Consider the following 22,132-nt stretch of genomic DNA (forward strand, 5'->3'; position numbering starts at 1 on the left):
TTTTCATCATGACGAAGCCCACCACCCTGGGACAATCCATTTTAAGCATGCGCAGCCGCAACCCTCATAACGTGGCCGTGCAATTTAAAGCCAACAATGCATGGAAAACAAAAAACTGGGCAGAGTACTATGCCGACATCGAAACTGTCGGTTGCGCCCTGTTGTCCTTGGGGATTAAACCAGGAGATCGCGTCGCGATCATGGCCAACACCCGGCTTGAATGGTCCACGTCAGATCTGGGAATCTTTGGGATCAAAGCCGTCACTGTCCCCATCTATCAGAATAACACCCCGGAAGATGTCGAATACATCCTGAACAACAGTGAAGCGCGTATTCTGCTGACGGAATCGCGCGGCCCTTTAAAAACCTTCGAAAGTGTGAAGGACAAGTGCCCGAAGGTTGAAAAGGTCGTGGTCTTTGATGAGACCTGTCCCGATCCTGATATTCTCACCTGGCCCCGTCTTATGGAACTGGGTAAAGCTTATCTGGCAAAACATCCGTCACAGTTCCACGAACTGTGCGGTTCTTTGAAGCCTGAAGATCTGGCGACAATTCTTTACACTTCAGGAACAACGGGTCGCCCCAAAGGGGTCGTCATGACTCATCTTCAAGCTATCAGTGAAGTGAGCGAGGCGTTTCCACTTTGTGGAGCAACGGAGAAGGATATTTCTCTTTCCTTCCTGCCCTATGCCCATATTCTTGGCCGTATTGAACACTGGGGTCACACTTACATCGGCTTCACCCTGGCCTTTGCAGAAAGCCTTGAAAAGATCCGCGGCAATCTTCCTGAGATTCGCCCCACCTTCCTGATCTCGGTCCCCCGCATCTTTGAAAAAATTTATGCCGCCATCTTTGCCCAGATCCAAACTCAGCCCATGAAGATGAAAGTCTTCAACTGGGCCCTGGACATCGGCAAAAAGGTCGGCGAATACAAAATGAGCGGGCAGGTGCTGCCCCTGGATCTGCTGTTGAAGTATGAGCTTGCGCGCAAGCTGGTCTTGGGGAAAATCACCGAAGCCTTCGGTGGTCGCCTGCGCTTTGCCATCAGCGGTGGTGCCCCGATCTCAAAAGAAATTGCACTGTTCTTCCATGCCGCAGGCATCTTGATTCTGGAAGGTTATGGCCTGACCGAAACCACAGCCGCTATCACGGTGAACACACCCTTTAACTATCGTTTCGGCAGTGTGGGTCGGCCCATTGGGGAAGTAAAACTGAAGATCGCTGATGACGGCGAGATTCTGGTCAAAAGCGACAAAGTGATGAAAGAATACTACAAAAATCCGGAAGCCACCAAAGAGGTGTTCACGGATGGCTGGTTCCACACCGGCGACATCGGAGAAATCCTGCCCAGTGGGGATCTTAAGATCACCGATCGCAAAAAGGATCTGATCAAAACCGCGGGTGGAAAATACGTGGCACCACAACGCCTGGAAGGTCTGCTGACCCTGTCACCCTATATTGCCAATGTTCTGGTTCACGGCGACCAGAAAAAATATATCGTCGCTTTGATCACCCTGGACCGTCCCGTGGTAGAAAATCTGGCGCGCGAAAAAGGGGTCGATCCGTCCGATTGGGTCAACTTCGTTCAATCCGCGTTTGTGCAGGACTTGGTTCGTAAAGCAGTGGCAGAAACCAATTCTCATCTGGCAAGCTTTGAGAGCATTAAAAAATATGTGGTCCTTCCCAACGAATTCACCGTTGAGGGAGGCGAGCTGACCCCGTCCTTGAAAGTAAAAAGGAAAGTACTGGATCAACGCTTCAAGGATAAAATTGAAGAGCTGTATCTATGAAAACACTCCTGGTCACCTCGGCGGTGACCTTTGTTCCCCACAACTACGACGGGTTGGTTCTGCCTCTGGCAAAAGACCCCCACATTGAAGCTCTGGTTGTTATTGATAACCGCAGCTTTGACATCGTCTTAAAAGCCCTTCTGCTGATCCTGAGTCTTGCCGCCCCCAGGATGGGATGGCATCTGCTGAAAAACTTCTTTGATGATTCTCTAAAAAGAAAAAAGGCCGCCTACCAAGCTGCGGGCAAGAAGGTCTTTGTGGTTGACGACATCAATTCAGAGCAAAGCCTGAAGCTGCTAAACGAACTGCAACCGGACTTGATTCTGAATGCCCGAACCCGGTCTTTCTTTAAGAAAAAACTGCTGGCTCTTCCCAAAATGGGATGTATCAATATCCATCACGGTCTGCTGCCGGATCAGCGCGGACTGATGTGTGATTTCTGGGCTCATCTGTTTGACACTCCGGCGGGTTTTTCCATTCACGAAATGACTTCGAAGCTGGATGACGGCTCCCTGCTAAAGGTCGTGGAAGTTCCCTCCGATAAAAAGGATTATTTGGCCTCCTTGGATCTTGGCGCCTCTTTGGAAGCTCAAGCAGCCTCGAACGTTCTGCGGGATATTTCCTCCCGCGGCAAGATCTTAGGGCAGGCAAATCTGAAAACAGACACAACAGTTTATAGAAGCAATCCGCGCCTGCGGGACTTCTACAGGTTGCGCAGCAAAGGAGTCAGCATATGAAAACCATCATTGCTCTTCACGGGAATCCGGGCCACCCCGAAGACTGGGATTTGCTTAAGCAAGCCCTGGGTCAGGACTTCAACCTGCTGGCCGTGGATGCCCAAAGCGAGGAATGGATCCGCCTGCTGACTCAGGACACTTCAAAAAAAATTCTGATCGGTCATTCCTGGGGTTGCTATCGCATCCTGAAAGCGTTGCCCAAGTATGAGCAATATGTTGAACAGGTTCTTCTGGTAACCCCTTACATCAGGCCCGAACGCGAACTTCCGGGATTGGCAAAAGGTCTTTTGAAGCTGCCTGTATTAGGGGACAAGCTGATCCAGTCCAGTCACGCCAAAGCCAAAGATTCATTTTTTGCTGACCTGATTCATCCCTTGAAGTCGGATGCTTTGCCGTATCTAAAAAAGGTGCAGGATCGTTTGCAGGACTGGAAGCTGTGGCAGAAGACTGCTTTTAATAAGATTAAAATGCAGGACAATCCCTGGAGCACCCGTGATGTATGCAAAGTCCCCGTGACGGCCATTTTCGGTAAAGACGACAAGATCAGTCAGGAATCCGTGCAGCTTGAAATCATCAAGCAATACCCAGCCCACAAGATCATCCATCTGGAAAAAGCCGGTCATGGCCTTTTGTGGTCGCATGTAGCCGATTTACTCAGTGTCGTGAAAGGGCGTCCTCAGACAGCCGCCGCAGGCCATAAAATTGGCTATTATCCCGACAGTGATGAACGCAACAACGTCATCACCTACATGGAAAAACATTTGCGTGAGTTCCCGGAAAGAGTCGCCCTTCGCTGGGCCAACCCACAAGCCTTGGCACAATGGGATGGCAACCCCAGAACTCCGATCAAACACGACGAAATCACTTACCGTCATTTTGCCGCCCGTATTAATTCCTTCGCCCGCGGCCTGATGGACATTGGCATTAAAAAAGGTGATCGCGTGATCATCTTCCTGCCGATGAGTCTGGACATGTACACCGCGATGTTTGCCGTTCAACGTATTGGCGCCATTGCGGTCTTCCTGGATTCCTGGGCTCGCAGCCATCACTTGGGCGCTTCGGCAGAATGCGTGGGTCCAAGAGCCATGATCAGCTTTAAAATGGCGTTCGATCTGGTGGAGCAGGTTCCAGAGTTTAAATCCATGCCGATTCGTATCTTGTACGGTCCGGGTGATAAGTTCACTCACAAATTTGAAGACTTACTGAAACAGGAACCCTCCCCTATCGAACCGGTTGAAAGTGAATTCACGGCCTTGATCACGTTCACCACCGGCTCCACCGGGAAACCGAAGGGTGCTAACCGCACTCACCGTTTTCTGTCGGCCCAGCACCACGCACTTTCTCACGTGATTCCGTACACAGAGAAAGACAAAGACATGCCGGCCTTCCCTATCTTTAGTCTGAACAATCTGGCGTCCGGTGTGACGACCATTTTGCCAGCCTTGAATCTGGCGGCTCCGGCCGCCCATGATTCGGCCTTACTGACCTGCCAGATTCTAAGTGAAAATATCAACTGCACAACCCTTTCCCCAAGCATGCTTGTGGGTGTGGCGAAATACTGCAAAGAAAACAACATCCAACTGACCGGGCTGCGCCGAGTGGTCACGGGTGGAGCGCCGATTTCCAAAGATGACGTAAAAGCATTCTATGAAATCGCCCCACAAACGGACCTGTGGATTCTTTATGGTTCCACCGAAGCTGAACCCATGGCCCACATCGAGGGACGTGACATGCTGAAAGAAAGCAATATCACTGACCCGGAAATCATCGAGGAAGGCGTTAACGTCGGCCATATCAGTGAAGATATCGACTATCGCTTTATCCGCATCAAGGATGGCCCGATTGAACTGAAGGACTCCCCATGGTCGAAAATTGAAGTGCCTGACGGTGAAGTCGGGGAATTTATCTGCACAGGGGATCACGTTTGTCGTGATTACTACAACAATCCAGACGCCTTTAAGACCACAAAGATTCTGGATGAAAAAAATCGCGTGTGGCACCGCACCGGTGATCTGGCCTATATTGATTCCGAGAAAAATCTTTGGATCGTGGGTCGTGTGAACAACGCGATCGAGCGCGCTGGCAAATACTACTTCCCCGTGCGCGCCGAGGTTTTACTGAAACGGATGGACTTCACTTACCGTTGTGCCTTCCTGGGCGTGGAAGACTCCAAGTTGGGACAAGCCACGTACGCTGTGGTGGAGCTCAAAGAGGGCATCGATAAAACCACTTTCGACTTTGCCGCCGCCAAAAAGGAGATCCAACGGGTCTTTGAGAAAAATAAAATCCCCGTGGATGAGATCAAATTCGTCAACAAGGTTCCAATGGATCCGCGTCACCATTCCAAGGTGGAATACAAGGTCCTGCGCGATCAACTGAAGGAGCCGGGAGTTGTGATTGGCTAAGTGGTGGATACTGATTAAAGAAAGATTCAGTCCCGCTTCCTATGTGCCCATGATTTTTCTTTTCTCCTGGGCCAACGGGCTTTATCTTTCCCAGTCATTTAAAATGGACTGGGATTGGGGCCGCTTTGCAATGGTCTTTGTGTTGTTGCTGTCCTTCTTTTTCCGCATGCGTCTGTTTGATGAAATCAAAGACTATGAAGTGGACTTGAAGGTCAACCCCACCCGCCCCTTGGCGCGCGGAGTCCTGTCAGTGGCTCAGGTTAAAAAGGCGCTGCTTTTGCTGATTGTCTTTGAACTTGGGGTGGCCGGATCGCTGGGCCTTTCCCCTTTCCTGATTCACGTCATCGCCATTGGCTACAGTCTGATGATGTATGAAGAGTTCTTTATCGGAGACCTGCTTCGTCCCCATCTGACCACTTATGCTGTGACACACACTTTCGTCAGCACATTGCTGGGCCTTTCTGCCGGAATTGCCATGACGGGAGCTGAGCTTTCGCAGCTCACCTGGCATCATGCTCTCTTTTTCCTGATGAACTGGGCCTTTTTCAACTTATTTGAATTTGCCCGAAAGACATTCGCCCCCGAGGAAGAACGGGACCATGTGCCGAGTTATTCCAACATCTTTGGCTGCCACGGCGCCTGGGCTCTTTCCATCAGCCAGGCGGTGCTGGGTGTGGGTGTGATCTTCTATTTAAAGCCGCACATCCTGCCTCCTCTGGCGCTGACTTTGTATGTGGCCGTCAGCCTGGCCTACCTGCTGCGCAAAACCAGAAAGACCGCCTCTCTGTTTAGAAATCTGTCCGGTGCTTACTTGTTGCTTCATTACATTATCCTCGTTTACATCGTGGGAGTTTAATCATGCTAGTCACCCCGAAATCGACCCTGTTTTTTGCAAAGAATGAGGCCGGAGGAAAAGGCTTTAACCTTTACCTGATGTCACAAGCAGGTCTGCCGGTTCCTGAGTGGGTGGTTTTCGGAAAAAGATACTTCCATGACTTCCTGCAATCTGCTGAGGTGAAGCTGAATCTGGAAAATATTCTGGATCGTCTGCTCCGTCAGGAAATCACGGCGGCTCAGGCCGAAAAAGACATCAATGCCCTGTTTGAACAAACCGCGTTGCCCCCGACTGTGGCGACTTCATTGGAGGCCGCACTGAAAGATCTGGGCGCGGATAAGGTGTTCTCGGTGCGTTCCTCTGCCGCCGATGAAGACAGCCTCGCACACTCGTTTGCCGGGCAACTTTCAAGCTTTCTCTATGTCTCTGGCAAAGAAGATATCTTGAAGTACATCCGCCAGTGCTGGGCTTCGGCCTTTTCGGAACGCGGCTTGGTCTATCGGTTGGAAAACAAAATCGATCTAAAAAAGATATCTGTCTCTGTGGTGTTACAGCGAATGATCGACCCGGATAAATCCGGGGTTCTGTTCACCTGTGATCCTGTGGCCAAGAAAACGGATTCTTATGTGGTCTCTGCCGTATATGGCGTTGGTGAGGGTCTGGTGTCCGGGGCGCTGGATGCGGATTCTTTCTGGCTGGATGCCAAAACTGGCAAACTGCTGCGGGAAGAACTGGTTGAAAAGAAAGAGATGATGAAAAAGTCCGCGTCGGGTCATTGTGAAATGAAGCCCGTTGCTGCAGAAAAGGTGAATACATCTTCTTTGAGTACCGACGAACTTCAGGGCCTCTATCGCCTGGGGCACAAGATTCAGGAACAGTATCACCGCCCCCAGGACATCGAGTGGGCCGTTGAAGGTGGCAAAATCTATATTTTGCAAACTCGTCCCGTGACCAGCCTGGATCAGGATCTGATCGGGTATCCGAATCTGTGGGACAATTCCAATATCATTGAATCCTATGGCGGTCTGACTTCACCTTTGAGCTTTAGTTTTGCCCTTCGTAACTATAAGGCCGTCTATGTCCAATTCTGCGAGGTTCTGGGGGTTCCCAACGACATCATCAAGGATATGGATTCCTACCTAAGTTACATGCTGGGTTCTTTGAACGGTCGCGTGTACTACAATCTTTTTAACTGGTACAAGCTGGTGGGTGTTTTACCGGGCTTTAAGCAGAACCGCGAATTCATGGAAACCATGATGGGTGTTTCTGAAGCTCTCAGTGATGAAATCGCCGACCGTATCAAACCTCACCCGTCGTGGGACACACCCATGGGACGCGTGCGCAAAATGGTGACGGGATATAACTTTATCAAGTATCACTTCACGATTCAAAAGGTGGTCGACGACTTCCTGACAACCTTCCATAAGGATTATGATCGCTTCCGCGCCATGCCTTTAAAGCGCATGCGGGGCGATCAGTTGATCCGCGTCTATATGGATGTGGAAAGAAACATGCTGGGCCGCTGGAAGGCACCGATCATCAATGACTTCCTGTGTATGGTGCACTTCGGTTTATTAAGAAAGCTCACCACCACCTGGCTGAAGGAGCTTGATTCCACGATTCAGAATGACCTTCTGGCCGGTGAAGGCGGACTGGAAAGTGCAGAACCGACAAAGGCATTGTTACGACTGGCTCACAAGGCCCATCAGAACGAAGGTTTGCGCCAGCTGATTGAGACCACGGACCCGAAAGAGGGCCTGGAGGCTTTGAATCAATCCCCGTACACTGAATTCTACAAGATGGTCCTGGACTATCTGGATCGCTTCGGATTCCGGTGCATGAGCGAAATGAAGCTGGAGGAAATCGATCTTCTGACGGATCCAAGCTATCTGTTTGTCTGCCTGAAAAACTACTTAAAATCCGGACAGGTTGAGGTCCACGACGACAGCCACGAAAAGAATCTGCGCCAGAAAGCCGAGGAAAAAGTCGCCGGACATCTGACGGGATTCAAAAAGAAGATCTATTTCTGGGTGCTAAAACACGCCCGTAAAGCTGTGAAGAATCGCGAAAACACACGCTTTGCCCGTACACGCATCTATGGCATTGCCCGCACCATCTTCCAGTCCATCGGTGAAGATCTGGCGGCGCTGGGAGCTCTGGATCATCCACGGGATATTTTCTGGCTGACCATTGAGGAAGTCTTTGGAATCTACAATGGAACCCTGCCGTCCTTTAACCTGAAAGCCTTTGTCGAGCTTCGCAAAAAGGACTACGCCGCTTTCGGCGAAGAAACCGATCCACGTGTTTTAACCCGTGGCGCCGTTTATTGGAATAATCAGTTCATCAAAGAAGAAGAGCTGCCTGCATCGTCTGAGACGGGTGATTGGGATCTGAAGGGTCTGCCTTGCTGTCCGGGAGTGCTGGAAGGCGTGGTGAAAGTCATCATCAACCCAAGCGACAATCTGGAACTCAACGGTGAGATTCTGGTCACGGCCAGAACCGATCCAGGTTGGGTCCCCTTGTACCCGTCGATTTCAGGCTTGCTGGTGGAACGCGGAAGCTTACTGTCTCACTCAGCCATCGTCGCCCGTGAGATGGGTATCCCCGCGATTGTCAGTATTCCGGGACTGACCAAGAAACTAAAAACCGGCATGCGCGTCCGTATCGACGCCAAAGCCGGAACAATTAAAATCCTCGATTAAAGAGGTACCTGCTCACTTCTGCAGAAGCGGCGAGTTATTTGTCCGAAATCGGAATCTTAAAAATGCGAAACGGCCCTAAAATGGGCCGTTTTCGTTTCTGCCGCAGAGCTTCTGTAAAAGTGAGCAGGTACCTTTTAGAGATTGAGGGTGCCTTGTTCGAGTTGGTCGAGGCCTTTGAAGATGGCCTTCATTTGGTCTGAGAAAACTGTGGAGACCTTTTCGTCCAGATCGACCGTTGTACATGGCACAGCACCAATCAACTTCTTCAGCACCTTACACTTTGTCACCGTCGAACAACGGGTGTTGTTACAAGCCACGGCCTTACCATTAAAGAAACTGAGTGTCGGGTTGTTCATAAAAGCCTGCGTATCGATAGCCTCAGAGCAGGCCTTGCGTCTATTGCCGCTTTTATCAGAAGGACACATCCAGTCCTTCACCGCTTCGATCATATCCGCACGGGAGGACTGCAATGAAAGGGGTTTCACCGTTGGTGTCAGCAATGTGAAGTGGATCGTCGCCTGAGGAATCAAAGAATCCACCGGAGAGAACACTTTATAGAAACCAAGACCGCGCGTGAATGTACCAAAGGAATCAACATAAGGAGAATTCACAGGTTTCAGACGAAGACACTTCTTCGTTGTACATTCCAGAGTTTTCTGAATGATTCGAGACGTCGTCCCGATGCGAGTGAGATTCTCAGGATAGTAACCCACGTCGTGATAGTACCAGTTGCCATCACTCATCATTTCCTGGAAATCAGAAGATGCGAAAGAACCAAAGACCGGACGACGCCACATTTGGGCTGCTGCCGGAGCCAAAAGCCAGCCGGAATTACACGAATGGAAAACCACAAAAGCGTTGGGAGCCAGAACTTTGCCAATTTCTGCAAATTCTGGGTCTTCGTGATCCAAACGATCACGTTTGTCCTGAAGACGGAAGCCATTATAGGTATTGGCGTGTCCATAGAACTGCAAAGAACTGACAGGCACGTTCAGATACTGCAGTGCCAGAACCAGGCGCTCTTTGCTAAGGTCGTCATTATCCTCTTTGCGAAAACCAAAGCCTTCCTTCGCCAGCATGGATCTTTCCATAGAGAAGGACTCGTTCACTGCACTGATAATCACACGTTGTCTTTGCGGGAAACGATCGCGGGAAACAGCGGCCCCCAAGATCGCCGACTTCAGGAACTGAGTGCCTTGATCGTTACCGAAGCCCGCGACAAAGACATCCGTCGGAACACCTGGGCGAAGCTTCGCCGGTTCAGAGGCAATAAAGTAGGCTTCACTTTTTTGTGCCCAAGAGCCCACCACCAGCGCCAGAGCACCCATCAGAAGTTTCATCTTCATAACAACCCCATCTAAAAAGAATTTATTTAAGCGAGAAAGGTTCTACCACACCCCGTCCCTTTTCCAAAAGCGCCCTCGGATTTCTGTTCTGGCACATGAAAAGACTTCAGCGCCAGACCGAAGAGTGTCAACTTTCTAGACAGTTTTGCTTCTCAACAATAACTCAGAAAAGTCACTTGTCTCGTTTTTTGACAGGCTGTAGGCCCTCATCTGTGCCAGAAAGGCCCTGGAGCCGGGCATAGAACTGGCAGCTCTCCCGGTGAGTTTAACTGCAATTATTGGAGTGTTTATATGAAAGTTCTGTCTTCTCTTCTTTTGCTGGTAGTGGGTTTTTCGGCAACAACGGCTTCTGCCTATGGTTTGGAGTGCACAACTCAGACTCATAAGATTGACTTTATGACCTTGGATCGTGACGGTGGCGAAGAAACAGTGACTGTTCACTATCTCAGCGAAAAGAAAGAGCGCTTCCTGGTATTGCAGAACAACAACGGATCTGTCGTGGCCGTTAAGGACAATGCTTTAGATGGCGGATATTCATCCCGCGGTGTGATTCTGAACTACAACCTGCAGACGGGTCGCGGCGTTCTGGCTCTTGATGGTGACGTCATCGACGTGACGTGCACCAACAAATAATCCTAAGTTAATTAATCCTTTTTGAAGATATGGAACTGGTAAACGCCAGTTCCATCTTTTTTTTGCGCCCACTGATTCGTATCAATCAGTTCAGTCCACCCCTTCAGATCAATCGCCGTTGGCGCCCGCATAAATGAGCGGATCACCATCTGAGTCCCGGCTTTGGATTCCGGATTCAAACGCTGCAGGATCTGATTGGCATCTCGCTGTTCCAGATAAGAAATCGTGTCAGACAGCGAAATAAAGTCATAGGCGTGCTTTGGAAGTTCTTCCAGCAAATTCCCATGCAGATAGCGCACTTCGGTTTTGGACTTCTTCACCGCGGCCACGATATGTTCATGAGCCTCCAAAGGCAGGCCTTCTTCATAGGCAATACGACCTAGGAAAAGAATCTGCATGAAATAATTCTTGCGCACCAATTGTGTGCGGAAAATACGATCGAACTCTTCCATGATAAACTGCCAAGGAGCGCGTTCTTCAGTTTTATGCTCGGAGCGACCACTGAAGTGGCCTTTGTACAGGTATTTGTTAAAGACAAACTCACTGGCAGCCACACGGATAAAACTGTTCCAACGGATTTTCGGCCAGTGCTTTTCATAAAGCTCGATCTGTTCATGCAAACTTTGAGCGGCAAAAACCTTGCTAAAATCACACTGTAAAACATCGCGGAAAAGATAACCCAGCTTCTGGAAGTGAGACTCCCAGCGCCCCAGCAGGATGAAGCCCTTTTCTTTCCAGCCGTCCACACGGTCATTCCAGTACTGCGTAGCTTCCGGCGAAAGCTTCAGGCGCTGATACAGCTCCACACGATTGTCGCCTTCGTCGTGGCCGCCTTGCAAAGCCCCACGATATCCCAGAAGGAACAGATATTCTTCATAGGTCAAAGTCTTCATCGCCTGCAAACGCAGTTCACAAAGATAAAGCTGGGACACAGACATATCGATGACATCCAGATTTTTCGGATTGCGTGCAATCAAAGGAAGACAGCGGGCACCAGAGCCCGCAATGCTGAACACACGCCCGGCATTTTCCGGCAACAGATCAAACTCGATGCGGGTGTCTTCGTTCGACAGAGTGTAGTTTAAATCTGAGAAGTATTCCTTTGCCATTGCCGACTCCTGTTAAAAAGGCAAGCTGCCTGTCATTTCCAAACGAAGGCCAACAACATAGCCTCCGGTGATTTGTTCATACATATCGTAAAGTCCGCCATCACTGCCTTCATAATTCTGGGCAAAGACTGACGTGGTTAAATAGTCCGTCCAGTTATAACCATAACTGGCATTCACAAAAAGATCGTTCGTATTAACATTCTGATAGACCTGCATGAACACGTCATGACGGCTGGGGTTCCACTGCGCGCTGACGTAATACGAGGTCTGGTATTCAGACTTCGTCAAACTGTTCACCTGAAAGTAAGTCACTTGAGGCAGCACGATCCAGTTCCCCAAAAACAGATCCATTCCCAAGGTCCCAAAGCTGCGATCACTCCTCACCGAATCAGGCAAAGTTGTATCGTCCACATACCCATATTCAAATTTCGGCACGGCATGCTCGAAGGCATAGTTGGCCGTCACACCATAGTGGTTGACGTTTAGAATCTGGGCCGTCATGGCTGACAGACTGAAGCCCCACAGATCGGCCTTCACCCGGCCGCCAAAACTGGTGTTTTTATCCTCTTTAAGATCAGGCACCGGGACCGGATATGTGGTCTCGGCCGTTTCTCCGATTCCGACCAGATCCAGGGACCAGCTCTCACGAGCAAAAGAAAATGAAACTCCGGTCGGATGAGTCAATTGATCCTGAAACGGATCAAAAAACAGACGTGACCAGCGACGGCCGGACCACACATCCAAAGAAGGCTGTGACCACATTTCACTCCAGCGAATGGCCTGACGACCGACTCGCACATAGAAAGAATCCAGTTTAAACTCCAGATAGGCTTCTTGCAGATAGCCACGCGAAGGTGATTTACGGATAAAGGCCTGATCCTCATTGGCTTCAAATTCACCAAAACCTTCCACGAAAACACCGAAAGGCCCCATATTGCTGTTGAGTTTTCCTTTGACGATCAGGCGATTGGCCAGCTCGTCTTCTTTCCCACGAATATACTCATAGCGAGGGGCAAACACCAGGTCCGCCCTCGCCATCGGAGTCAGCAATAAAAGAAATAACGGAATCAGGCGCAGCACTTTACTTCATGCTCTCCATATTACGAACTGTGAAGAAGGAATCATTGAAGTCCTTCTTATCCATGGAAAGAATACGGATGTGGCTGACCTGTTTGTTGGTGTCTTCAATTTTCAAAGTGGTCGGACGAACCGCACCAGAGATGTTTTTGTAGTCTTCAAAGCTGGCCCTCTTCAAAACCGTCTTGCCGTTAAGACCCAGGTATTCCGCACGCTGAGGGGCAAAGGTGCCCTTTTTCAACCACAGACGGACCCATGCATAGGTCAGATTGTCCTTGTTTCCCTTGAGCAGCAACTGCACTTCATCCTTGGTCTCGGCTTCTTTGGTCACATCGTAATCGCCGTACCAGCGTGTGCGCGAGATATCACCGTTGGCCACCTGACCGCTCAGCTTCTGAGCCAATGACAAACGCATGGAGCGTTTCAAATTCGGCACATAGGCATGAAAGTCACGGTCCAACATCAGCATGTTGCGACCCTTGTCGCGGGCTGGTTCTTTTGTCACGATCAGGGTTTTATCCTGACCTTTCAAGTACACCTGAAACACTGAGGTGTTTTCCGGGGTTTCCACTTTGATTTTCATTTCATAAGATTCAGCAGGGTTGCGAATATTGTCGGCCTTTTTCACCCACTCGACCGGATTTTCTGCAAATGCATGCAAAGAGATAAACAAGCTGCTGATCGCCAAAAGTGTCTTCATGACATCTCCTTATTTCTTTCTTCTAGATAACGCGAGTTCTCGGGTCAGGGCAATTTCCTTATCCGTAATGATCCCGGTGTGTCCCTGAATGGCAGCCAGTTGAACTCCATGTCGGCGCGCCATGCGATAGATTTGTTTCACCTTGTTCCATTCAATATCACGGCCCATGGTGAAGGGTTCATACTGCCCTTCCAAAGTCAGCAGGGCCGTTTCGGCCAGACAGGCATACACGGCTTTTCCCGGCAGTCCCATTTCAAAGTTCATTTCCACAGGTCCTGGCAAAACCACTTCGCCTGATTCAATGATTAAAACATCCGGTCGTTTCTTGGCATCTTCGATATCAAAATCCAACGGGCGTGAACAATCACACACCACGGCACCTGGCTTTAAGCGCATCACATCCACGATCTTTTGATCGAAAGCGGACGTCGCTGTCACCAGCACATCCGCGTCCGGTGCCAGCTCATTGGCGTCCGTGGTGATGATGACCTCGCACTTTGGTGACATGGCCTGAATTTCCTGCCTTAGTTCTTCCAAACGATTCAGACGAGGCGCCACCAGACACAGTTTTTTAAAAATCATGGACAGCAGTTTGGCAGAAACCTTCCCGATAGAGCCCGTGGCCCCGATGACCATCGCCATTCCATCCACATAGCCAGTTTCCGGGTTCTGTTTCAACAAGTGCATTCTTTGCACCACATCGGCCAGAGCCCACAAGGTTGCCGATGCACTCAGGCTGTTTCCGGTTGTCACCGGAATCGGACTGTTCTGATTGATAGTCACACCCTGATCACCCACAATCTTGGTGTACGCCCCCAGTCCGATCATTTTTGCTCCCCGGTTGGCGGCATCGTAACAGATGCTTTCAATCTTGCGATAGATCACCTCGGGGTCGGAGGCTTTTAAAACCTTGGGTGTTGCTGGCAGCGCATAGATTACACCATTGATCTCTTTTCCAGTTTCGGCGCTGATAATGTGTTTGATGTGACCATACACGAATGGCGGTGCTTTGGCAGCCATTCGATCAAAGGAATCATTCCATTCCTTCGGCATATGCTTCAACACTCCCAAACCCGGAACATGCATAAAGTCATTGTGAGAAAGTGCATGGATTACGAAGGCAAAGTCCGGTTCGGGCTGCTTGAATATCTTATTGCGAACAGAGTTGATCCCCTGAGATATCTTCGTCTGTGTTGAAGAGTTTCTTGTCATCACGTATTTACGCGCGACTTGACGGATTTCGACATCTTCGGTGATCAGCTGTTCCCATTCTTCAATGGAAAGAGCGGCTGTTCTTTTATGCGACAGACGCAGCATCGCATCCAGAACTGAGTAGTTCATGTAAGGATGCACGCGGTAGTTTTCAGGGAACAGATTAATAATGCTGCGAGGAGAGTACTTTTTCGCCTCTTCCTCCATCGCCGGATGCGAAGACCAGATCACCAGATCTTTCCCGCGCACGAAGTCCGTGGCCGCATCAAAGAGCAGCAACAGCGGCAGGTCACAGAAGACGTACTGCACGTCCTCCACCTGCGCCGCCAATGAGGATCGACTGATTTTCTGCAACTTGCTTTGCGCCAAAGGCGTGTTGTTTTTCAGATCCTTGATATTGGCAACATTCAAAGCCAGCTTTGAAATCGTCATCAATCCAGGGAATGGCTGAATCATCCAGGGAAGGCCCAGCAAAGAATACGCGTCACCAATATAGACAGATTTGCGATAACGATGACGGATGTACTCTTCAAGCTCTGTCGAAAGCACCGCCGTGGGGAAGAAAGTCCCCCGCTCCGGCTGAATGCTACCGGATTCAATATGTTTTACCAGCGAGTTGATATTGGCAATTTCACGCAATCCCGTCCCGTCACACAACGGCACCGGCGATGGTGTCGCCATGATCTCAAGATACTGCCTGTGCACATAACTTTTCTGATCCAGTTTGATCACCGGCGGAAGACTGGTCAATGCAAAGGCATCGACCTGGTTGCGCAGAGTTTCGATCAGGCGTTTGACAGATTCCACAGAAAAATTGGCACTGAAACGCTGAACCTCGTAATGGTCCCCGGCAAAATCAAATTCATAAGCGGCATCCCAATGCGGACGACCGAAACTGATCTCAGCGATTCGATACGTACGCTTCATAACCGCTCCAGAACTTTTGTTCGTATTGGAAGAATTCTGGACACCATGTCTCGCCCAGGATTGCCCGGGTGGCGGTGGTGTCATAGATGGGGAAATTCATCAGATAGTGCAATTCCTCTTCCGGGAATCGCGCGATGAAACTGGAAATTTTTAAAATCAAAGCTTCAGAAATCTTGTCCACCAGGACAACGCCCTTGTGAGGAATGGCCTGGAATTTCAAAGCCGACGTATACAAATCTCGCACTGACAGTCCTTGATTCGGAGTCACATGGAAGCTGTGATACCCCTGCGGTTTGTTTTGCACTGCCCATTCACAGAACTTTACAATCGCTTCCGCACATTTATCCACGGGCACCAAAGGCAAACGTGTTTTTTCATTCCCTGGAAGAGGCAATGACGTCGGAATGGATTCCACCACCGCGCGGATCTTATTAAACGCTTCGGCAGCATGATAAGGCCCGTCGATCCTTTCAATCGCCCCGGCCTTCGTGTCACCAACCAAAACGCCCAGACGCAGATTGATTCTTCCGGTGGTGTGTCCCACCGGCCAGTTCTGCAGGACCTGTTCTCCGTGAGCTTTGGATTCAGAGTACGCATCAGGAAAGGGTTTGGCGAAATTCAAGTCATGAGGTCTTACAACACCCAGACTGGAGTTGATTCCCGCCGCCACGGTGCTGGTGTTCACAAAGAAAGGAATGCGAAGAGCTTCGGCAACTTTTAATGCCGTGCCCATCGCAGAGATATTGTGCTGATAGCAGTCCACTTTCGCGGCGGTCAGATCGTACAGACCCGCCATGTGCAAAAAGACGGAATAGTTTTTTGAGCGCAGGGATTCCAGGTCCAGACCGGCATTCCACTGACACAAATCCCCCTGGACTTCTGTCTTGCCAGAACGGGACAGAACGTCGACTTCGAATTTTTCACGAAGCAAAGGAAGAACTCGCTTGCCAAGGAAGCCTGTGCCCCCCGTTACGAGAATGCGTGGTTTGGTCACTGTGACCTCCGAATAGACTTACTGCCGGACCATCACGGGAAGTCCGCGATGAATGCAGCGGACGGTGATGTCCTGAACGTCTCTGAGAAGGATCTCGCCATCCCCGAAGAAAGTCAAAGAACGCTGGGGATTCTGGCTCTTTAGTCTGAACTCTTTAAGCTCGAACGACTTGAATGCCGACGACTTTTCCACGGTGCCACGGCGGATATGATAAGCCGCCAAAGCCTGCGACGGAATATTATTGGTTTCAGATAAAAGTAAATTGACCGTTCCATCTGTGTTGGAAGTAAACGGAGCCGGCACAAAGCTGGAGCCGATCTTCTGCTGGTTGTTGACCAGGACAATGGGAGAGGTGGTCTCGACATTCACCTTGCCGGGAATTTCAATTTCCAATCCCCAGCCCTCAGGATTCCAGGTGCGAATCGCCTCGGCCGTCATCATGGAATATACGCTCGGGCCCATTTTCTTAACGGCATGATAGCTTTTCTCTGCCAGGAAACGATAGGCTTTCGCCGACTTCGGATTGTTGGCCAGAGCCTGCAAATTAGAACGGAATTTATTGGCCAGTTCCGCAGCTTTGGCCGGAAGACCCAGGCCTCCGTTGGTCAACATATAGGCGCGCTGATCCTGCGCGGATATTTCGATCACATCGATGTTCTTCACGACACCTTCAAAGATGTTGCGAACGGCGGTATCAATTCTATGAGAAACGCCAATTTCGTGCGCCAGATCATTCGCTGTTCCCGATCGAACAATCGCAATCGGAGGAATGTGGGCGCCATCCCGATATTTCATCAGGCACTGCAAGGTCACATTGATCGTCCCATCACCACCACAGATAATAAAGTGATCCGTCTTCTGAGCCATCTCTTCCTGAACAAAATCAAACATTTCCATCATCGTCGAAGGACGACAGAAACGCAGATCGCAGCGGAAAAGCGCTTCACGCACCTTCGCCTCGATCAACTCTGCATTCACAGAGCCTGCTTTTGAATTCACCAGAACAGAGACTCGCATATTATTTCACTCCGAAATAACGATGAAGCAAGTCTCGTACCGCGGATCGATCGCTATGGGAACCAATTAGATTAGATCTCAGACTCTAGAAGTGGGGCTAAAACGTCATTTTGGCACCGCTGACCAAAAAGTGATCACTTTGAGACAACAGATGACTCATAAAAAAGCGGCCTTCGTGGCCGCTTTTCTTTACGCTACTGTCATGGAGCTTAAGTGGATCTTAAAAGCTCGGGAATGGATTTCTTCAACAACTTCCACACCGGCCACAAGCTGGCCAGAACCGTGGCAATCATGGGTAACAACAACGCCTGGATATAGTGCCCCGCCTGAATATCCAAAAAGACAAAGAACTGCCTTGTGATTCCCGGAGCCGGAGGCATCGGAATTCCTTTGGAAAGCAAGGTCTTGTCCACCAAAACAGCCAGACAAATTCCCAAAAAGCCCCCCAGAATTCCCAGCAAACTGTTTTCGATCATCAGAATCTTAAACAAGCGACTGCGCTTTTCTCCGTTGGCGCGCAGGGCCCCCATCTCACCCGCCCGCTCTAACAAACCCACGGAAATCACATTGAAGATTCCCATGGCCACAATCACCAGAATAATAGAGCGGATGAAAGAGAACTGCGCATTGAGGAAGTCCACCGAGTTTTGATAGTAGTTCTTATCCAGAATCTCAAACGGCACAGCCTCCAGTTGTGGATTGGCTTTGCGCAGATCACTGTCCACCTGAGGCCACGTCTCGACACCTTTTGTTGCTAACGAGAACATCTCCACACGCTGGGTATCCAGCAACTGCTGGGCTTGCTTCAGGTCCACACGATAGAAGGAATCATCAATGATCTTTTTTCCAGTAAAGAAGATCCCGGCGACCGTCAGATCCGCGCCGTTCAGCTGACCATTCACTGTTTGTGTCAGCAAAGTCACCACGTCCCCGGCCTTGGCATCGATGCTTTCTGCCAGACCTTTTCCAAGAATGATCTGATCTTGTCCCTGCAGATCGTGACCTTCGATAAAGTTCATCTCGGTGAAGAATGTGTTTTCCCTTTCCGGGATCACACCCTCGCCTTTACCGCCCAATGTAATACCGCCCTTGACGATGAAGGAATAGAACGACACCCGCGGGAACACTTGAGTCACCGCCGAAGAGCTGCGAATCTGCTGTTCGATTTCCTCAGGGTTTTCAAACCACAACTTCCACGGGGTTTCATGGACCTTGCCATAATAATTCTGCGGGAACACCTGGCCATAGCCGTAGTAACCATGAATGACATTTTCACGGTACTGATTCATCACGCCGGTGTTGAAGCCCTGATAGATCAGCAAGCCTGCCGCCCCCAAAGCCACCGTACAAAGACTGGCCCAGGTTCTGCGCGGATTACGGAATAGATTTCGCCAGGAGATTTTTAGAAGTTCCAACATTACACAGCCCCTTTATCAATCTGCCCGTCTTTCATGCGATACACCGACTTGGCAAAGCTGACCAGATGCGAATCATGAGTTGAAAAGATAAAGCTGGTATTTTCAGACTTCTGCAGTTCCTTAAACGCGTTGATGGTCTTTTCCGCCGTCACAGAATCCAGGTTGGCTGTGGGCTCATCCGCCAGGACCACCGCAGGCTTTTTGGCAATCGCACGCGCAATCGCCACACGCTGACGCTGACCTCCGGAAAGCTCCAGAGGTTTCTTTTTCGCATGGTCCGCAAGACCCAGAAGATCCAAAGTTTCCATTGCCACTTTGTGGGCGTTGGACTGGTTGTAACCCAAGGAAGGCAGGAAGTAAGAGGTGTTTTCCAGCACCGTCAGGGTCGGAATCAGATAGAAGGCCTGAAAGATAAAACCGACCTTATGTAAACGAACATTTTCTTTTTCCGATTCCTTCAGATGTGTGACGTCTTCACCGGCGAACTCCAGATGGCCGTTGCTGGGAGTGTCGATCAAACCCAAAAGGTTCAGCAAAGTGGTTTTTCCCGTTCCACTGGGCCCGACGATACAGGTGAAGCATCCTTTTTCCAGTTCCAGATCAATGCCCTTAAGAACCGGCACCTGTTCGCCATTCCACAGATAGGAATATTCGAGTCCCTTAAGACGATAAAGAGCACTCATGCTGCTGACTCCTTTAAAGATAAAAACGGAAACCCAGAGTGATATAGCCGCCAGAAAGATTCAAGTCCCGGCTGTCGCCGGAAGCATCCGTGACTTTGTCGCCACTGTTGCCGGGGCCTTTGAATGTTGTGACGGATTTGGTGTATTCCAGATTGTCGATATTCAGTTGACGATAACCGAACTCCACCACAATCGTGGTCGTGTCTGTCAACAAACCCTCATACCCCAACGAAGCATTCAGCATCGTTGCAGAACCCTTGGCCTCGATCCCATGATCCGTGACACCCGGATAGGCGGCCTGACCGGCGGCGGTCAAAGTATAGTCATTTTTCAGGGTGATACTGGCGCTGCCCACACCGACGGAAACAAAAGAGCGAGAGGTGTTGTTCCCGTGCAGGTTCAACTCCAGAGCCAGCTTTGGTGCATATCCCAGAATTTCACTGTTGGCACTGTACAGCTCGGTCCCGGCATTTTCCGCACGGGAACCTTCCAGATTTGTAGGCTTTAAAACTTCAAATCCAAAGCGCAAACTGGCCGCCGGCCGGGAATAAATAAACCCGAACTCGCCCGCGTAATTGTAGTTCACCGTTCCGCTGTAACTGACAGAAGCAGAGGCCTCATTATCCAAAGCCGCAGTCCCCACCTGAGAACCTCCGGCACCGACACCGAAATAAGCTGCGAAGGATTCTTTGTTGATGTTGAAAACCCGGGCCTGTGCCGAGGTTGCCGTCAAAATCAGGGCTGCAGAGAGCAGGAAGTGCACTTTCACTTCCTACTCCGTGATCAAATCAATAACGACTTTGCTGGTGCTTTTTTTACCAGCCACCTGATAAACACGCACTTTGGTGTTTTTCTTCAGATCCATCGTCAGGTTCAAAGAACCGTCCACCGGGTCCAGACTCATCTGGGTGCGGGAAACTGCCAATGAAGATTTCATAATCGCGGCCAGTCTGTTTTGGTCCACATTAGAGCGAGGCATTTGTGCAAAGTCGATCACCAGACGCTGAGGATTCTTTTTCAGTTCGGCATAATAATATCCGGGCCAACCCTTCAAAGGAGCCCCGTTCATATCACCGACATCAAAGACCAAACGCTCGACTTTCTTTTTCGCGTCTGCAGTTCGGCGCACATCCATCAAAGTAAATGCACTGCCAGCCAAACCACCGTAGCTGGCTCCCTCGCCGCTAAGAATTTTTGTCGCGACAGGTTTTGTATTTTTAGAAGAAATCGCTGCCTGGCCAGGAACAGCCAAAAGCAGAGCCATTACACATCCAATGTACTTTATCATGGTCGACTCCTTTCGATCATCACCCTCTAAGCCTAAAGGGGAACAAGCCGTCTGCCAACCCCCAAACTCAGTTCGGACTTACTTTTGACAGAGCAAGTGTGCAGCCAAAAGTAAGTCCGAACCTTTTGGGGCGCCGAGTGACGATTTTGGGCAGCTTTTTGTAAAGTCTGGGGTTAAGGACGAATATATGGCACCTGAGTTTCTCAAAAGAAGGCACGAAACTTGGAATACAGATCCATGTTGAAGAATTTTTTAACTTTTGGGAGTGCTTTATGAAAAGGCTCATTTATTTACTTTTCACCGTTTTCGCTTTGGCTGCCTGCCAACCCGACAAAGATGGCGGCGGCGGCAATCAAACAACGGCCACAACTCCGTTGCAACTGAACTGTATCAATGGAACATCGAACTGTAATACGAATGCCTATGGGTACTATCAGGGCTTCCAGCCTTATAACTTCCCGTACATCAACGGCTATGGCTACGGCTACAATTACGGTTTCAACTACAATAACGTTTTCATCAATCAAGGTTTCTGCGGATGCCCTCACGGTTATCTTCCGACTTACAACGGAACGATGGGCCTGGGCTGTATCCAACAGAACCTGATCTATGACAACCCACCAGGACAGTTGTTCTATTGGTCTTACTCCAATGGCTACACCTATGGTTACATCTGGAGTTACGTTCCAGCCGCACCACAGGTGGCGACGAACTTCCCTCAGTATTCCAATATTCCATCGGCACCCAACAGCTTCGGTTCTTGCTCCCAGAACCTGACCCGCAGCTGCATTCTGAGCCAGGCCAATTCTTGCGACACAGGGGCGACCTGCCGCCAAGTGATTGCTGGCTCAAACTTGGGCGTCTGTGTAAAAAACTAGAGAGCCGCGGCGGACTCTCGACCGTTCTTACGGAATAATACGCCGCAACATCATGGGCCCTCAGAAGGTAAAACCACTGAGGGCCCTTTCTTTTTTGAATCTTCCCAAGGACGACGCCTGAGGGGGAAGGGAGGGGCTCCTTAGCTGGGGCACGGGCTCCTGCCCTCTGCCGGCACTCGCTTCGCGACCATCCCTGGGCCGGAGGCCCCATCTAAGGAGCCCCTCCCTTCCCCCTCAGGCTTGTTTCTCGTAAGAGCCACTCAAAAAGAGCCTTCAGTGGCGCGTGTTTGCTATGTGGATGGCAGTACCAAAGGATGGCCGTAAAAGCCTTTAAAGTACTGCTTTTTGGGCTGGTCGGTGGTGCCCTGTTGAGTCATTTTT

The 22,132-nt window shown here is 50.1% G+C and carries 18 protein-coding genes; 7 read left to right on the forward strand and 11 right to left on the reverse strand.

From position 1 onward, the window contains the following. The first annotated feature begins 8 nt into the window (after positions 1-8). From ACZ50P_RS14070 to ACZ50P_RS14090, 5 genes are read left to right on the forward strand one after another with little or no spacing between them, the layout of a single operon-like run. Positions 9-1,790 (forward strand): AMP-dependent synthetase/ligase, encoded by a 1,782-nt coding sequence (locus ACZ50P_RS14070; protein WP_464131889.1) that lies wholly within the window; start codon positions 9-11, stop codon positions 1,788-1,790. Further along, complete coding sequence (locus ACZ50P_RS14075; protein ID WP_464131890.1) at positions 1,787-2,527, forward strand: formyltransferase family protein; 741 nt, start codon at positions 1,787-1,789, stop codon at positions 2,525-2,527. The genes ACZ50P_RS14070 and ACZ50P_RS14075 overlap by 4 nt, the downstream gene beginning before the upstream one ends. Then, positions 2,524-4,932, forward strand: a complete 2,409-nt coding sequence (locus tag ACZ50P_RS14080; RefSeq protein ID WP_464131892.1) for an alpha/beta fold hydrolase — start codon at positions 2,524-2,526, stop codon at positions 4,930-4,932. The genes ACZ50P_RS14075 and ACZ50P_RS14080 overlap by 4 nt, the downstream gene beginning before the upstream one ends. Next, complete coding sequence (locus tag ACZ50P_RS14085) at positions 4,925-5,788, forward strand: UbiA family prenyltransferase (protein ID WP_464131894.1); 864 nt, start codon at positions 4,925-4,927, stop codon at positions 5,786-5,788. Before ACZ50P_RS14080 ends, ACZ50P_RS14085 begins: the two co-directional genes overlap by 8 nt. A 2-nt stretch (positions 5,789-5,790) precedes the next feature. Further along, the gene (locus ACZ50P_RS14090) at positions 5,791-8,469 is read left to right on the forward strand and encodes a phosphoenolpyruvate synthase (RefSeq protein ID WP_464131896.1); all 2,679 of its coding nucleotides are present in this window, start codon (positions 5,791-5,793) and stop codon (positions 8,467-8,469) included. A 134-nt stretch (positions 8,470-8,603) separates the two neighbouring features. On the opposite strand, the gene ACZ50P_RS14095 is transcribed toward ACZ50P_RS14090, so the two are convergent. After that, positions 8,604-9,815 (reverse strand): hypothetical protein, encoded by a 1,212-nt coding sequence (locus ACZ50P_RS14095; RefSeq protein ID WP_464131898.1) that lies wholly within the window; start codon positions 9,813-9,815, stop codon positions 8,604-8,606. Between the two features lie 291 nt (positions 9,816-10,106). Between ACZ50P_RS14095 and ACZ50P_RS14100 the strand changes: the two genes are divergently transcribed. Further along, positions 10,107-10,448 (forward strand): hypothetical protein, encoded by a 342-nt coding sequence (locus tag ACZ50P_RS14100; RefSeq protein ID WP_464131900.1) that lies wholly within the window; start codon positions 10,107-10,109, stop codon positions 10,446-10,448. A gap of 11 nt (positions 10,449-10,459) precedes the next feature. Here ACZ50P_RS14100 and ACZ50P_RS14105 read toward each other — a convergent pair whose 3' ends face one another. From ACZ50P_RS14105 to ACZ50P_RS14150, 10 genes are all read right to left on the reverse strand, one after another. Then, on the reverse strand, positions 10,460-11,557 hold the full coding sequence (locus ACZ50P_RS14105) for a BtaA family protein (RefSeq protein ID WP_464131902.1): 1,098 nt from the start codon (positions 11,555-11,557) through the stop codon (positions 10,460-10,462). A gap of 12 nt (positions 11,558-11,569) precedes the next feature. Further along, positions 11,570-12,637, reverse strand: a complete 1,068-nt coding sequence (locus ACZ50P_RS14110; protein WP_464131904.1) for a hypothetical protein — start codon at positions 12,635-12,637, stop codon at positions 11,570-11,572. Position 12,638: 1 nt separating this feature from the next. Then, positions 12,639-13,334, reverse strand: coding sequence for an outer membrane lipoprotein-sorting protein (locus tag ACZ50P_RS14115; protein ID WP_464131905.1), 696 nt, complete (start codon positions 13,332-13,334; stop codon positions 12,639-12,641). Positions 13,335-13,343: 9 nt separating this feature from the next. Beyond that, a complete protein-coding gene (locus tag ACZ50P_RS14120) occupies positions 13,344-15,473 on the reverse strand; it encodes a dehydrogenase (RefSeq protein WP_464131906.1) in 2,130 nt (709 codons plus the stop codon). Then, positions 15,448-16,467 (reverse strand): SDR family oxidoreductase, encoded by a 1,020-nt coding sequence (locus ACZ50P_RS14125; protein WP_464131908.1) that lies wholly within the window; start codon positions 16,465-16,467, stop codon positions 15,448-15,450. The genes ACZ50P_RS14120 and ACZ50P_RS14125 overlap by 26 nt, the downstream gene beginning before the upstream one ends. An 18-nt stretch (positions 16,468-16,485) precedes the next feature. Next, positions 16,486-17,484, reverse strand: a complete 999-nt coding sequence (locus ACZ50P_RS14130) for a diacylglycerol/lipid kinase family protein (protein WP_464118335.1) — start codon at positions 17,482-17,484, stop codon at positions 16,486-16,488. Between the two features lie 209 nt (positions 17,485-17,693). Continuing rightward, positions 17,694-18,902 carry an ABC transporter permease gene (locus tag ACZ50P_RS14135; RefSeq protein ID WP_464131910.1) on the reverse strand — a complete coding sequence of 403 codons (1,209 nt, stop codon included), beginning with the start codon at positions 18,900-18,902 and terminating at the stop codon, positions 17,694-17,696. After that, the gene (locus ACZ50P_RS14140; protein ID WP_464118337.1) at positions 18,902-19,585 is read right to left on the reverse strand and encodes an ABC transporter ATP-binding protein; all 684 of its coding nucleotides are present in this window, start codon (positions 19,583-19,585) and stop codon (positions 18,902-18,904) included. The genes ACZ50P_RS14135 and ACZ50P_RS14140 overlap by 1 nt, the downstream gene beginning before the upstream one ends. A 13-nt stretch (positions 19,586-19,598) precedes the next feature. After that, positions 19,599-20,354, reverse strand: a complete 756-nt coding sequence (locus tag ACZ50P_RS14145; protein WP_464131911.1) for a hypothetical protein — start codon at positions 20,352-20,354, stop codon at positions 19,599-19,601. Positions 20,355-20,357: 3 nt separating this feature from the next. Further along, complete coding sequence (locus ACZ50P_RS14150; RefSeq protein WP_464118340.1) at positions 20,358-20,873, reverse strand: hypothetical protein; 516 nt, start codon at positions 20,871-20,873, stop codon at positions 20,358-20,360. A gap of 272 nt (positions 20,874-21,145) precedes the next feature. Here ACZ50P_RS14150 and ACZ50P_RS14155 point away from each other — a divergent pair, with 272 nt between their 5' ends. After that, positions 21,146-21,751, forward strand: coding sequence for a hypothetical protein (locus ACZ50P_RS14155; RefSeq protein WP_464118342.1), 606 nt, complete (start codon positions 21,146-21,148; stop codon positions 21,749-21,751). Positions 21,752-22,132: the final 381 nt, after the last annotated feature.

The organism is Bdellovibrio sp. CKG001 (assembly GCF_055397465.1).

Excerpts from the sequence above, each read along its gene's own strand:
- ACZ50P_RS14105 (WP_464131902.1), bottom strand. The coding sequence starts at position 11,557 with ATGGCAAAGGAATACTTCTCAGATTTAAACTACACTCTGTCGAACGAA.
- ACZ50P_RS14135 (WP_464131910.1), bottom strand. The coding sequence starts at position 18,902 with ATGTTGGAACTTCTAAAAATCTCCTGGCGAAATCTATTCCGTAATCCG.
- ACZ50P_RS14140 (WP_464118337.1), bottom strand. The coding sequence starts at position 19,585 with ATGAGTGCTCTTTATCGTCTTAAGGGACTCGAATATTCCTATCTGTGG.
- ACZ50P_RS14115 (WP_464131905.1), bottom strand. The coding sequence starts at position 13,334 with ATGAAGACACTTTTGGCGATCAGCAGCTTGTTTATCTCTTTGCATGCA.
- ACZ50P_RS14130 (WP_464118335.1), bottom strand. The coding sequence starts at position 17,484 with ATGCGAGTCTCTGTTCTGGTGAATTCAAAAGCAGGCTCTGTGAATGCA.
- ACZ50P_RS14080 (WP_464131892.1), top strand. The coding sequence starts at position 2,524 with ATGAAAACCATCATTGCTCTTCACGGGAATCCGGGCCACCCCGAAGAC.
- ACZ50P_RS14075 (WP_464131890.1), top strand. The coding sequence starts at position 1,787 with ATGAAAACACTCCTGGTCACCTCGGCGGTGACCTTTGTTCCCCACAAC.
- ACZ50P_RS14150 (WP_464118340.1), bottom strand. The coding sequence starts at position 20,873 with ATGATAAAGTACATTGGATGTGTAATGGCTCTGCTTTTGGCTGTTCCT.
- ACZ50P_RS14120 (WP_464131906.1), bottom strand. The coding sequence starts at position 15,473 with ATGAAGCGTACGTATCGAATCGCTGAGATCAGTTTCGGTCGTCCGCAT.
- ACZ50P_RS14100 (WP_464131900.1), top strand. The coding sequence starts at position 10,107 with ATGAAAGTTCTGTCTTCTCTTCTTTTGCTGGTAGTGGGTTTTTCGGCA.
- ACZ50P_RS14070 (WP_464131889.1), top strand. The coding sequence starts at position 9 with ATGACGAAGCCCACCACCCTGGGACAATCCATTTTAAGCATGCGCAGC.
- ACZ50P_RS14155 (WP_464118342.1), top strand. The coding sequence starts at position 21,146 with ATGAAAAGGCTCATTTATTTACTTTTCACCGTTTTCGCTTTGGCTGCC.
- ACZ50P_RS14090 (WP_464131896.1), top strand. The coding sequence starts at position 5,791 with ATGCTAGTCACCCCGAAATCGACCCTGTTTTTTGCAAAGAATGAGGCC.
- ACZ50P_RS14095 (WP_464131898.1), bottom strand. The coding sequence starts at position 9,815 with ATGAAGATGAAACTTCTGATGGGTGCTCTGGCGCTGGTGGTGGGCTCT.